Origin of the sequence: Enterococcus sp. DIV0724b, assembly GCF_050531475.1 — a bacterium.
GTDB classification, from domain to species: domain Bacteria; phylum Bacillota; class Bacilli; order Lactobacillales; family Enterococcaceae; genus Enterococcus_L; species Enterococcus_L haemoperoxidus.
In genome coordinates this window covers 3,216,384-3,229,249 of record NZ_CP172890.1, presented here as the reverse complement: position 1 = coordinate 3,229,249, position 12,866 = coordinate 3,216,384, and the positions used below count along the sequence as shown (strand labels likewise).

The 12,866-nt window shown below is 37.1% G+C and carries 14 protein-coding genes and 1 pseudogene; 10 read left to right on the top strand and 5 right to left on the bottom strand.

The features are described from left to right. Positions 1 to 324 precede the first annotated feature (324 nt). Complete coding sequence (locus tag IGJ02_RS15015; protein WP_430601783.1) at positions 325 to 1,509, top strand: IS110 family transposase; 1,185 nt, start codon at positions 325 to 327, stop codon at positions 1,507 to 1,509. Positions 1,510 to 1,756: 247 nt separating this feature from the next. Here IGJ02_RS15015 and IGJ02_RS15010 read toward each other — a convergent pair whose 3' ends face one another. Together IGJ02_RS15010 and IGJ02_RS15005 are read right to left on the bottom strand one after the other, a co-directional pair. Continuing rightward, positions 1,757 to 2,098: a YtxH domain-containing protein gene (locus IGJ02_RS15010; protein WP_010762392.1), complete on the bottom strand. Its 342-nt coding sequence runs from the start codon at positions 2,096 to 2,098 to the stop codon at positions 1,757 to 1,759. Then, positions 2,098 to 2,541, bottom strand: a pseudogene (locus IGJ02_RS15005) (HIT family protein); the annotation flags it as partial. The pseudogene IGJ02_RS15005 and the gene IGJ02_RS15010, both read right to left, overlap by 1 nt. Positions 2,542 to 2,661: 120 nt before the next feature. On the opposite strand from IGJ02_RS15005, the gene IGJ02_RS15000 reads away from it, so the two are divergent. The 5 genes from IGJ02_RS15000 to trmB all read left to right on the top strand — a co-directional run bounded on the left by IGJ02_RS15000 (position 2,662) and on the right by trmB (position 7,229). Then, positions 2,662 to 3,399 (top strand): ABC transporter ATP-binding protein, encoded by a 738-nt coding sequence (locus IGJ02_RS15000; protein WP_010762394.1) that lies wholly within the window; start codon positions 2,662 to 2,664, stop codon positions 3,397 to 3,399. A gap of 1 nt (position 3,400) precedes the next feature. Then, positions 3,401 to 4,618, top strand: a complete 1,218-nt coding sequence (locus IGJ02_RS14995) for an ABC transporter permease (RefSeq protein WP_430602571.1) — start codon at positions 3,401 to 3,403, stop codon at positions 4,616 to 4,618. Between the two features lie 2 nt (positions 4,619 to 4,620). Continuing rightward, entirely contained in the window at positions 4,621 to 5,484 is an 864-nt protein-coding gene (gene dat / locus IGJ02_RS14990) for a D-amino-acid transaminase (protein WP_430602569.1), read from the top strand. Between the two features lie 110 nt (positions 5,485 to 5,594). Continuing rightward, positions 5,595 to 6,374, top strand: coding sequence for a phosphotransferase family protein (locus IGJ02_RS14985; RefSeq protein ID WP_430602568.1), 780 nt, complete (start codon positions 5,595 to 5,597; stop codon positions 6,372 to 6,374). A gap of 210 nt (positions 6,375 to 6,584) precedes the next feature. After that, entirely contained in the window at positions 6,585 to 7,229 is a 645-nt protein-coding gene (trmB, locus tag IGJ02_RS14980) for a tRNA (guanosine(46)-N7)-methyltransferase TrmB (RefSeq protein ID WP_010762398.1), read from the top strand. Between the two features lie 173 nt (positions 7,230 to 7,402). Here trmB and IGJ02_RS14975 read toward each other — a convergent pair whose 3' ends face one another. After that, positions 7,403 to 7,744 (bottom strand): PepSY domain-containing protein, encoded by a 342-nt coding sequence (locus tag IGJ02_RS14975; protein ID WP_010762399.1) that lies wholly within the window; start codon positions 7,742 to 7,744, stop codon positions 7,403 to 7,405. 240 nt (positions 7,745 to 7,984) lie between these two features. On the opposite strand from IGJ02_RS14975, the gene pepA reads away from it, so the two are divergent. The 4 genes from pepA to ytpR all read left to right on the top strand — a co-directional run bounded on the left by pepA (position 7,985) and on the right by ytpR (position 10,716). Continuing rightward, entirely contained in the window at positions 7,985 to 9,061 is a 1,077-nt protein-coding gene (pepA, locus tag IGJ02_RS14970) for a glutamyl aminopeptidase (protein ID WP_430602565.1), read from the top strand. A 10-nt stretch (positions 9,062 to 9,071) separates the two neighbouring features. Continuing rightward, positions 9,072 to 9,386, top strand: coding sequence for a thioredoxin family protein (locus IGJ02_RS14965; protein ID WP_010762401.1), 315 nt, complete (start codon positions 9,072 to 9,074; stop codon positions 9,384 to 9,386). Between the two features lie 64 nt (positions 9,387 to 9,450). Next, positions 9,451 to 9,912: a universal stress protein gene (locus tag IGJ02_RS14960; RefSeq protein ID WP_430602563.1), complete on the top strand. Its 462-nt coding sequence runs from the start codon at positions 9,451 to 9,453 to the stop codon at positions 9,910 to 9,912. Positions 9,913 to 10,098: 186 nt separating this feature from the next. Next, complete coding sequence (ytpR, locus tag IGJ02_RS14955; RefSeq protein ID WP_430602562.1) at positions 10,099 to 10,716, top strand: YtpR family tRNA-binding protein; 618 nt, start codon at positions 10,099 to 10,101, stop codon at positions 10,714 to 10,716. 368 nt (positions 10,717 to 11,084) lie between these two features. On the opposite strand, the gene IGJ02_RS14950 is transcribed toward ytpR, so the two are convergent. Beyond that, positions 11,085 to 11,369, bottom strand: a complete 285-nt coding sequence (locus IGJ02_RS14950) for a hypothetical protein (RefSeq protein ID WP_430602560.1) — start codon at positions 11,367 to 11,369, stop codon at positions 11,085 to 11,087. Positions 11,370 to 11,524: 155 nt separating this feature from the next. Continuing rightward, entirely contained in the window at positions 11,525 to 12,844 is a 1,320-nt protein-coding gene (locus IGJ02_RS14945; RefSeq protein WP_010762405.1) for a S1C family serine protease, read from the bottom strand. Between the last annotated feature and the right edge of the window lie 22 nt (positions 12,845 to 12,866).

Sequence of the window (12,866 nt, the reverse complement as noted above, 5' to 3'; positions counted from 1 at the left end):
CAGGCTTAAAAATAATGATTATTTGAATTTAATTAGAAAAATGAGGCCGAGACAAACACTCATGAGGGCTACCGCCCTCACCAAACAGAATGAAAATAAAGTGATCGACCTACAGGCTATTTCCTGTCATACTAGAGATGACAGAAGTGGCTTGTAGGTCGATCGCTTATTGAGGTTCTTCTCCAAGTAACCTTGAGGGACAAACTAGATCATTCTACTTATTTGTACCAATCATTAGGTCATAGAACCTGCGTATAAAAATAAATTTGTTTCTATAAGTAGAATAGCCTCTTCTGTACTTTTTTTCAAGGAGGAATGTTGAAAATGGAAGATGTACTTCGTTCTTGTTGTGCTGGATTAGACATCCATCAAAAAGTAATTGTTGCGTGTATTATTCGTTCTGCTGAAGGAAAAAAACGCCCAGAAAAATTCTTTGGTAGTTTTGATACGACAACTCGTGGTCTTTTTGACTTATCTGATTGGTTGACTTCTTACGAAGTCACACACATAAGCATGGAAAGCACGGGTGTTTATTGGAAATGTGTCTGGCGAATTTTACAAAATCATTTTGATTTACAGTTGGCGAATCCTCGCCACATCAAAAATATTCCAGGAAAAAAAACGGATATGAAAGATGCGGAATGGATTGCTCGTCTCACTCGATTAGGAGTCGTTCCTACAAGTTTTGTTCCACCAGAACCTATTCAGGAATTGAGAGACTTAACACGTTATCGCAAGCACTTAGTAGAAGATTTGAATCGAGAAAAAAATCGGGGGCACATGGTCCTGCAGAATGCTGGAATCAAATTAACCTCAGTGATTAAAGATATCTATGGAAAATCTGGCAGAGCCTTACTCTATGCCTTAATTGAAAATAAACCAATCACAGAGTCACTCATTCTCGAGTGTGTGTACACTACCTTACGCAGAAAAGTGCCTCAATTGCTTGAATCCCTAGAAGGATTTATGACACCTCATTATCGTAAAATGTTAGCTCTTCATCTCACTCAAATTGAGTGCTTAGAAAAACAACTAGTAGAAGTCGAAGAAACAATCAACGACTATCTCGTTCCTTATGAAGAATACGTAGAACGTTTGGAGGAAATCCCAGGAATCAATCGAAGAACAGCGGCAGTTGTACTCGCAGAAGTGGGGATAGATATGTCTGTTTTCCCGACATCTGGACATTTGGCTTCATGGGCAGGAGCGAGTCCAGGAAACAATCAAAGTGCTGGAAAGAATCGAAGTAAACGGGTAGGAAAAGGAAATTCTTATCTAAAGAAGGTCTTAGCGCAAGGAGCACTAGCGGTTTCCCAAGGGAAACCCAATCGAATCCAAGCATTTTTCTTTCGGGTAAGAAGAAATGCTGGACATAAAAAATCGGTTGTTGCGACCGTTCATTTATTAATACGTATCATTTATCGGATGTTTTCCGATCAGTCCCGCTATAATGAACTTGGAGGAAGTTATTTACAAAATAGAAAGAACACTCTAACAAATAACTGTTGAAGCGTTCTAGACCAATTTTAGCTAACTACGGTTTCAGTAGGAGGTAGCTTTTTTTTGTTTTTTTACAGTATTAGTTTTCGTATAAAAGCGTTTAGCTCCGAGAAATAAGAGGGAATTCACGAAAATTGCTTTTCAAATTTTTGTGAATTTCAGCTTATTTAAGAAGGAGCTGCTTTTTTCTCGCCGTTTATTCGGATTTAGAGCGCAAAACAAAACTGTTTTTTAGTTTTGTCCCACGCTCAAAATTTTAGTCTTCTGTTGGCAGTTTAGGTAATTCAGATTGAATTTTTTCAACTTGTTCTTGGATTTGATCTAATCTTGGTTCTGCTTGAAACATAAAATTTTCTACATCTTGATTGATTCCGTCAATAAATGGTTCAATGTACATATCAGCTGTAGCTTGAAGCGCTTGTGCAGATTCTTTGAACTGATCTAATTTGTCATTAAAGTCGTCTTTTAGATCAGACCAATCCTCTAATTCATCGACAAACTTTTGTCGAGTCGCTTTACCGCTTCTTGGGGCAAAAAGCAAACCGCTAGCAGCGCCAACGACTGCACCAAATAAAATTCCTTTAGAAAATTTTCCCATTATTGTGCCACCTGCTTCATAATTTTTTCAGCTATTTCCTGCATCTCTTCAGAAGAATAGACTCCTTGATTATTCCCAAAATGAATGGAGAAGTCATCTGTTTTCCCATAACGTGGTATTAAATGGATATGAGAGTGAAAAACAGATTGATAAGCGAGTTCCTTATTATTATTGATAATATTTAACCCGTCCATTTCTGGAAAAGCTTTCTCTAAAGCGCGTGCTACTTTAGGTACTCGTGCGAAGACTTCTCCAGCAAGTGTAGGTTCATACTCAAAAATATCTGTTACATGCTCTTTAGGAACAAGCAATGTATGGCCTTTGGTCACTTGAGTAATGTCTAAAAAGGCATAAACCGTGTCATCTTCATAAACTTTATAGCTTGGAATTTCCTGATTGACGATCTTACAAAAAATACAATCTGTCATGGTTTCCCTTCTTTCTTTTTGCTGTTTCTTTTACTTTACCATACCTTGAAATTTATTTGGGAGGAAAAGTTCATGAAACCTTCAAAAAGTTCGTGGTATAATAGATTCACGATAAAAATAGTTGGAGGTACATTAATGAGTTTAGCAATTGAACATTTAACAGGTGGCTACGGTCATATTCCTGTCTTAAAAGATATTAATTTTGAAGTAAAATCGGGTGAAATGGTTGGCTTGATAGGGTTAAATGGTGCAGGGAAGAGTACTACGATCAAAAATGTAATTGGCTTGTTAACACCACAAAAGGGGAAAATCTCTATTGATGGAGAAACATTGAGACAACAACCTGAAAGCTACCGCAAAAAAATCGGCTATATTCCTGAAACGCCTTCTTTATATGAAGAGTTAACATTGAGAGAGCATATCGAAATTACTGCAATGGCCTATGATATTCCAATTGAAGAAGCCTTTAAGAGAGCGGACACTTTATTAAAAACATTCCGTTTAGAAAATAAATTGGATTGGTTTCCAGCCAATTTTTCAAAAGGAATGAAACAAAAGGTTATGGTTTTGTGTGCCTTTTTGATCGAACCAAGTTTATATATCATCGATGAACCATTTTTAGGGTTAGATCCTTTAGCAATTCATGCGCTATTAGAATTAATGGATGAAATGCGCAACCAAGGTGCGGCCATTTTAATGTCAACGCATATTTTAGCTACAGCTGAGAGATATTGCGATCGTTTTGTCGTTTTACATGACGGGGAAGTTCGGGCAGTAGGCTCGATGGAGGAGCTGCGTGAAGAGTTCAGTTTACCAGGATCTTCTTTAGATGACATTTATATCGCACTAACAAAAGAAGAAAAGGTGGGTTAATATGTCTGGATTTTTTGGCATTCGTTTAGCACGCCATTTGAAAAAAATGATGAAATATATGCGTTATGTTTTTAATGACCATTTTATTTTAGTTTGCGTCTTTTTATTAGGGGGATTAGGTTTTTATTATTCTCAAGTGTTAAAAACACTACCAGCAAATTTTGTTTGGGGCAGACCGATTATTTTGTTTCTTTGGTTGGCGTTGTTGCAGATCGGCCGTATTGCTACATTGGCTGAGGAGGCAGATAAAGTCTTTATTTTACCGAAAGAACCTGAAATGAATAGTTATTTGAATCGAGCGCTGCGCTACTCTTTTTGGTTGCCGCTAGTAGCGTTATTCTTGGTCGGCGGTATGTCGATGCCTTTAGTAGTTGTTTCGACAGGATGGGCTTTTTCTACTTTTAGTTATTTTATAGTAATGTTAGGGATTTTAAAAGCCAGTCATTTGCGTTTGCAAAAGTATGAGTTGTATCAAATTTCTTCAAGAGAATATTATCAGTGGTTTGGCTTGTGGTTGATCACAAGTTTCGTCGCAATTGCGCTTAGTTTATATCTTATGCCATTGGCAGGACCTATTGTTGCTATTGTGCAGGCTGTTTTTTTCTATTTGGTTTTGAACAAAAAGGAACAGACAATATCGCTAGACTGGGAATTAATGGTGCAAAAAGAAAAGAATCGGATGCATCGAATTTATCAATTTATTCATTTGTTTACAGACGTACCTGAGATTTCTAGTAGCGTAAAACGTCGGAAATTTCTTGATCCATTGTTGAGGAAAATCAAGAAAACCAGCCAGAATACCTATTTATATCTCTATGCTCGTAGTTTTTTAAGAGGTTCTGAATATAGCGGCTTATTCATTCGTTTGGTATTGGTCGCTGGGGTTATTTTATTTTTCTTAAAAGAATTTTGGATTTCGATGGGTGTATCCGTTTTGTTTGTTTATTTGATTGGGTTCCAGTTGATCCCGATCTATACGCAGTTTGATTATATGGTGATGACTCATCTTTACCCTGTATCAAATGGACAAAAGAAACAGGCCGTAAGTAAGCTTGTAACGGTGTTATTACTTGTTGCAGCAGCTTTGTTTAGTATCTTTGTGTTGATTGCGTTACCGGATTTTAAAGAAGGACTAATGGTTGTGGCAGCGTTGTTTGTTGAGGTTTTGTTATTTGCTAAGTTTTATGTTCCTTATCGTTTGAAGAAAATGGAGGCTTAATCATGCATATTTTATGGAATGATCAAATTGTTGAACGCGAAGAAGTAAAAATCGATATCGAAGATCGCGGCTATCAGTATGGCGATGGTCTGTATGAAGTGGTTCGAGTGTACAATGGTCACTTGTATATGGTGGAAGAACATTTAAATCGTTTATGGAGCGGTGCTGAGAAAATCAGAATGCACTTACCGTTTACAAAAGAAGCATTGACAGACAATTTAAAAAAATTAGTTGAAATCGAAGGAATCAAAGAAGGAAAACTTTATTTTCAAGTAACCCGTGGCATTGATTCACCAAGAAATCATGCATTGCCAGATCCAGAAAAAGTCAAAGGGGTCTTAACAGCTAATATTAGATCGTATGAGCGTCCTGTGAAAAAAATGGAAGAAGGGATTACAGTGGCTGTAGTTCCTGATACACGCTGGTTACATTGCGATATCAAGTCATTGAGTTTAATGGGTAATGTATTATCATTAGATGAAGCACGTCGTCAAGGGTTTGATGATGCAGTACTTGTCCGTGATGACAAAGTAACAGAGGCCTCAGCGGCTAACTTTTGGCTAGTCAAAGACGGCACTGTTTATACTCATCCAGATGGCAACTTGATTTTACCAGGCATTACTAAAATGAAAATTATAGAATTGGCAAAAGAATTGGGAATTCCAGTTAAAGAAGAAGCGGCTTATGAAGAAGAATTATTTACGGCAGACGAGTGTTTTGTCTCAGGTTCGTTAACGGAGATTGTCCCAGTTGTAAAAATAAATGATCATATCGTAGGAACTGGAAAACCAGGGAAAATTACTAAACAGTTACTGAATGCTTATATTGCCAGTGTCGATGCAGCGTGTAAAGTGTCAGAAAATTAGTTTGAATGTTAAAAGAACAAGAGAGATGCTTGACGTTAAACGCTATGGAAGCTAAAATGATACTTACTGTAAATAATTATTAGAAGTTGTTAGGATAGGAGATAATTTCCATGGCATTTCAGTTGGATAAAGAATGGCGCTTGCAGCCAATAAAAGGCGCAACTGGCCAAACTTTCATGGGTATACGTGCGACTGAAAGAGTATTTATTAAACGAAATACTTCTCCTCTTTTGGCTGCACTGTCTAAAGAAGGAATTGCCCCTAAGCTAGTTTGGACGAAACGAACAGTGACAGGCGATATTTTAACAGCACAAGAATGGCTTGATGGTCAAGTACTGAAAGCCCAAGAAATCGGGCAAAGAAATGACGTTGTGGATGTCCTTTATCATTTACACCATTCGCATATGCTGAAAAGCATGCTGGAAAAAATCGGCGGTCAGATTCAAACACCTGCGATGATGCTTCAAGGATATGATGAGAAATTGCCTAAAGAACTTCAAAATAATTCATATCTTGCTAGGGTGTATCACTACCTACAAGAAAATATACCAAATTATTCTATTCATAATTATATGGTCGTTCATGGCGATGTAAATCATCGCAATTGGATCGTATCGAATAATTATCTGTATTTAGTTGACTGGGATTCTGTAATGATTGCCGACCCGGCCTTAGACCTTGGGATGTTGCTGGGCCATTATGTTCCACGAGGAAGTTGGAATAAGTGGTTATTATCATACGGTATGCGTCCTAGTGAAGAAGCCTTGACACGAATCAAGTGGTATGCTTTATTCAATTTCTTACAAGAGATTCTCCGGCACTATCAATCAGGAGAAAAGAGAGAAATGAATGCAGAAATTTTGAAGCTGAAACAAGCTTTTGGGTATTAAAGAGGTTGAGTATTGTGCTCTTCCTGTTTACTTAAATAATAGAGGGTAGCGAGCGTGGGACAAAACTAAAGGTCAGTTTTGTCTCACGCTCTAAATCCGAAATAAACGGTGAGAAAAAGCGACTCCCTCTTATTCCTCGGAGCTAAACGCTTTTGTCTCAGCTTCCCTACCCTTTTTAAAATTTGTTATTAAAGAAAGGAAACACTAAACATGCGAATGAGAAAAAGACCAGGAGCGGCTGAACTTTTAGCTAGTCATCCTGAATTAGTCGTTGACGAGCCAGAAAAGTGGCAAGGACGTTGGGCTGAACGTTTTGGGAATACTCACCCCATTCATATCGAAATCGGTTCTGGTAAGGGACAGTTTGTAGTAGGAATGGCGAAAGCTAATCCGAAAATCAATTATATTGGGATTGATATGCAATTAAGCGTTCTTTCGATCGCATTAGAAAAAGCGTTGGAAGAAGAATTACCTAACTTACAATTATTACATGTCAACGGAGAAGAATTGACACAATATTTTGCGGAAAATGAAGTGGATCAAATTTATTTGAATTTTTCTGATCCGTGGCCGAAAACGAGACATGAGAAACGTCGATTGACGTTTAAAACTTTTTTAGCAACGGATGAAAAAATTCTTAAACCAAATGGCGAAATTCATTTTAAAACAGACAACCGAGGCTTATTTGAATACTCGTTAAGTAGTTTTTCAAAATATGGTATGATTTTGGAACAAGTGTGGTTGGATCTGCATGCTAGTGATTATGAAGGTAACGTTATGACGGAATATGAAGAAAAATTTTCTGCTAAAGGACAGCCAATTTATCGTGTTGAAGCAAGGTTTCAAGCGGAATAAGTAAATTAAGTGAAGTTTTATTAAAGAGGAGGTTTTGTATTGCGGCAGGTATGTTGCGGTGCACTATCTTCTTTTTTTATAAGTAACAGAGCGGATAGAATAGTCTAGATAGTGATAAAAAAGAACGGTAGAAACCACATAAGTATGCTGTAGTTTCCACCGTTCTCTTTTGTTTAATCTTTGATTCGTTTTACATCGATCACAGTTCCTGTAAAAGCATCAGCAGTAAATTCATACTGGACCATAATGCCATCTTCTAAACGTGAAATTCCACCATTATAGGTCTTTGAATGAACTGCAAATTTCCGTAATGGTTTTTTCTCAAACTCGATCCAAGATCCTTCGATTGGACCTTCCTTTAAAAAAGCGTCCTTAACGTTTTCTAAAACCAAATCAGCATCTAGTGTGCGTTTTTTTTGATACCATAGTGTAGAAGCAATACCGCTTATGATTCCGAGACTTACACCAAGTGCTAAGCCGCCTTTAAAATAGCTTAATTCATTTTCTTCATTCATGGGGAATAACCTCCGTGTATTTTCAAAAGTTTGCTAAAATTCATCAGCTTTAACTACATTCTAACACATTGTATGAAAATACCGAAAAACAAAAAACGTGGGCAATTGAAAAAATTTGCGTTATAATGAAAGTGAAATCATATGAAAGGAGTATCTGCCATTTTTGTTTAAAAATCTTGTTATTTTTTTGCAAAAAAGAACGAGTGATCCGAAGCAGGAGAACTGGCAGATAATACAACGATGGAAGAAAAAACATTTCAACGCATCAAAGAACTAACAGAACTACAAGGTACAAGCGGATTTGAAGATGATATTCGTGCTTATATGAAAAAAAATATGGCACCATTAGTAGACGAGATTCAATATGATGGTTTAGGTGGGGTTTTTGGTCTAAAAAGAGCGAAAGAACAAGATGCACCACGTGTTATGGTAGCAGCTCATATGGATGAAGTTGGTTTTATGTTGACACAAATCAAAGATAATGGCTTATTCCAAGTTGTTCCTTTAGGTGGCTGGAATCCATATGTCGTATCAGCACAACGTTTCACTTTAAAAACAAGTAAAGGCAATTATCCGTGTATTTCTTCATCTGTTCCGCCACACTTATTACGTGGCACAGGTGGTCAAAAACAATTAGAAGTGACAGATGTGTTATTCGATGCTGGTTTTGAATCAAAAGAAGAAGCGGAAAGTTTTGGTGTTCGCCCAGGTGATTCGATCGTACCTCAAACTGAAACAATCAAAACAGCTAATGGCAAAAACATCATCAGTAAATCATGGGATAACCGTTATGGTTGTACATTAGTGTTAGAGGCCTTAGAAGCTTTGCAAAATGAGCAATTAGGTCACACACTGATTGCTGGAGCTAACGTTCAAGAAGAAGTTGGTTTACGTGGTTCGAAACCTTCTGTTCATAAATTTAATCCAGATTTATTCTTTGCAGTAGATTGTTCTGCGGCAGATGATATCCAAACGAAAAAAGGTACTTATGGTCACCTAGGTGAAGGAACATTATTACGTATTTATGATCCAGGTATGATTACATTGCCTCGTGTACGGGAATATTTATTAGATACAGCTGCAACTCATAACATTCCATACCAATATTTTGTTTCCAAAGGTGGAACAGATGCAGGTGCTGCACATACAACAAATAACGGTGTACCAAGTACAGTGATCGGTGTTTGCGGACGTTATATCCATACACACCAAACAATGTTTAATATCAGAGACTTTGAAGCAGCCCGTGAAATGTTGATCCAAGTCTTAAAAGGATTAGATAAAACAACAGTTAATACGATCATTTACGGAAAGTAGAGGACAGCTTATGATTATACCAACATCTTATGAAGAACTTGCAGGCTATGTCTCGGAAGGAAAAAGTGTCTTCTTTTTCACTGCAGACTGGTGTGGTGACTGCCGTTTTATTAAGCCAGTGATGCCAGAAATTGAAGCAACATTCCCAGAGTTTCGTTTTATTGAAGTAGATCGAGATAAGTTTATGGATCTTGCTTCTGAATGGACGATTTTCGGTATTCCAAGTTTTGTTGTGACAGATCAAGGGAAAGAGTTAGGTCGTTTAGTTAATAAGGATCGAAAAACAAAAGAAGAAATCACAGCCTTTTTAAAAAGTATCAGTTAACGTTTTAATTGACAATAATTAGCCGATTCAAGAGATAAAATAAAACAATCGGGAGATGGATACTATGTTAACACAAACATATAAGAATATTTTAGTTGGTGTAGATGGTAGTGATCAAGGGGATTTAGCCTATCAACAAGCAATTGAAGTAGCTAAAAGAAACAATGGTCGTGTGATCGTGGCTCACGTTATAGAAAATAAAGTCTATACGATGATGGGCTACTCCTCTTTAAACGATGGTTTATTAGATCAAGAAACAGAAGGTGCTAAAGAGATATTAGCTGATTGCAAAGAGTATGCAAAAAGTGTTGATTTTAATCAAGTAGAAACTGTGCTGACTTATGGTACTGCAAAAGAAGTAATGTGTCAGGATTTACCAAAGAAATATGAGGTTGATTTGATCATGGTGGGGCAATCTGGATTAAATGCAGTTGAGCGTTTAATGATGGGGAGTGTTAGCAGTTATATCATTCGTCATGCACCGTGTGATGTTTTGATTGTTCATCCTGAAACAAAGAAAAAGTAAATCAGTTTAGTGTAAAATAGGTGAAGCAAGGCGTAACCGTTTTGTTTTACCTATTTTTTCTGGGGCAAATACTGATAGGAAAAAATGTTATGCACTTGATCTGTTTTTTTGTTAAGATAGGACAAGTGATAGAGAGTCTTAAAAATTAGTATTTTGAAAAATGATAAAAATGGAGTGAGGTAAAAAATGATTTTTGCTTATAATAAGGAACATGTCGGCGATGTTTTAATGGTCATGGTCTCTGACGATAAAGGACAAGAAAACCGAGTAGAACGTAAAGGGAATATAGCTCAAGTGAGTGTTGCAGAAGACGGACAAGTCGTTGCTTGGAATATTTTTGAGGCATCAACGATTTTAGGCGACATTGAGGGCAATGGGCAAGTAGTATTGACTGAAAAACAATTGACAAAAGTAAATGAAGAACTTGCCAAAGTTGGCTTTTCGGAGACATTAGTTGAAGATCATGAACCGAAAATCGTCATCGGTTTCGTAAAATCATGCAAAAAACATCCAGATTCTGATCATTTATCGATCACCCAAACAGAAGTGGATAATGGTGAAGTATTACAAATCGTTTGCGGTGCGCCGAATATCAAAGCAGGACAAAAAGTCGTTGTCGCAAAACCTGGTGCTATGATGCCAGATGGTATGATGATTTGGCCAGGTGTTTTACGAGGTGTAGAAAGTTTTGGTATGATTTGTTCTGCAGGTGAATTGCGTTTGCCAGATGCACCAGCGAAAAAAGGGATCTTAGAATTGCCTTTTGATGCAGTGATTGGTGAAGCATTTCCTGTTGGGAAATAAATAAAATGTAAAGTCGAAGTTGGGACAAAGTGTCTAACTCCAAGAACCAAGTAGGTACTGTGCAACATCAACTCATATTTCGTTGTGTTTTACAGCAATCAGAGGGAATTCACGAAAATTGCCAAGCATCACAGTGAGCTTGTGAACTGATGATAATCGGTACCTAATTGGTGCTCAAATTTTTGTGACCGAGTGAGTATTGTGGCAACATCAGTTCATTATATTCACTGTGTTTTACAACAATCTCAGCGTATTTCCGAAGCCTTCAAAACATGGTGCTTTAGCACCTAGAATTTGATTTGATCGAAGCAGAGCGTGGTAGTTGCTTCTGCTCCCGCTGTTTATTCAGCCGTGGCTTACTTGCATGATCAATCACCATTATATTCAGCAAAACTTGGTCCATTTGAACGGACTTTGTTTTGTGTTTCCTCTTCTAAAGCGCTGAATAGTGTGCTGTTATTTAAAAAGGTATTCCAATCAGCATACATCATTGCATTTAACGCATCTACAGAACCGTGTCCTAGAACGTCAGTATTTAGACCGTCATCTGTAATAAAGTTTCCATTCTCATCGTGTTTTGCTTTTTTTAGTTCTTCTAAATCATGTTTTTTGCCAAATAATGTATCCCATTCTTCACGTAATTTATGAGCCATGGTAAGTCCCTCTTTCTAAAGTTTTATGTATCTTTATTTTATAATAATAGTGAACATATTGCTTATATAAAGTTGTGCCTTTAGAGCAAAAAAACTAGGTTTTTCACTTTCCGACTAGCAGAGGAAAGTAAAACCTAGTTTTTTATTTGCTCCATTTATGGATTTTGAGAATTGTTTGAATTAGATGAATTTTGTTTAAGTGCTGATTGGTCGATGGTTAAATCAACATCCACACTTTGTTCTTTGCCATCACGATAGAATGTGATTTTCATTTTATCACCAACTTTTTTCTTGTAAAGAGTACTTTGTAAGTCAGTAACAGAGCTGATATCTTTGCCATCGATTTTAGTGATGACATCATATCTTTCAAGGCCTGCTTTATCCGCTGGAGTTGCTGTTTGAACTGAACGAACTAGTACGCCCACTTGGACAGTTTCAGGTAATTTCAAGATTTCTTTTCTTTGTTGTGTTGAGACATTCGTTAATTCTTCCATTGAAATTCCAAGCGCTGGACGAGTTACTTTACCCTCTTTTTCCAATTGGTTGATAATATTCACAACATCATTACTTGGAATCGCAAAGCCCATTCCTTCAACACTTACTTGGCTTTCAGATTGTACGATTTTAACAGAATTGATTCCAATTACTTGACCTTCAATATTGACTAAAGGACCACCAGAATTCCCTGGGTTGATCGCTGCATCTGTTTGAATCGCATTGATATTGATCGCTTGACCGTTATTTTCATTTTGGATATTTCTGTTTAATGAAGAAATGATCCCTTGTGTTACTGAGTTAGCATAAGCTGAACCTAATGGAGAACCGATAGCTAATGCTGGTTCACCGATTTTTAATTTATCTGAGTTACCAAATTCGGCAATTGAATCAACTTTATCAGAAGAAATCTTGATTACAGCAAGGTCGGTATAAGAATCGGTACCAACGAGTTCACCTTGAACTTTCGTGCCATCGTGTAAAACAACTTCTAAACCTTTTGCTTGGTCTACTACGTGATTATTGGTGACAACATAAGCAGTTTTACCATCTTTTTTATAAATTACACCGCTACCTTCGCTGGCAGCTTGTAGATCACTGCCATCAGCTTTAGAATTATCAGATTCACTGCCGTCATTTCCACCAAAAATACTACCAAAACCTCCATCAGCTGTACTTTGACTAGGGCTTTGTAAGTTGATGACCGAAACAACAGAATCTTTCACTTTATCAACGGCTTTAGTAACATCACTTGTCACGTCTAAATTAACGTTTGTTACTTTCGTATCACCTTTGTTGTCTTTTACTGAGTTTGTAGTTGTGGATGAATTAGATGAGGATGGGGTTTGACCTGTGATAACATAAGCACCACCAAAAGCGAGTGCCCCTCCGAGTAAACCTCCAACTAAACCAATTCCAAATTTTTTGAATAGCCCATTTTGCTTTTTATCTGAATTAGGTGTAACATCTTTTTTTTGCATACAAGCAACCTCCTATTTAATT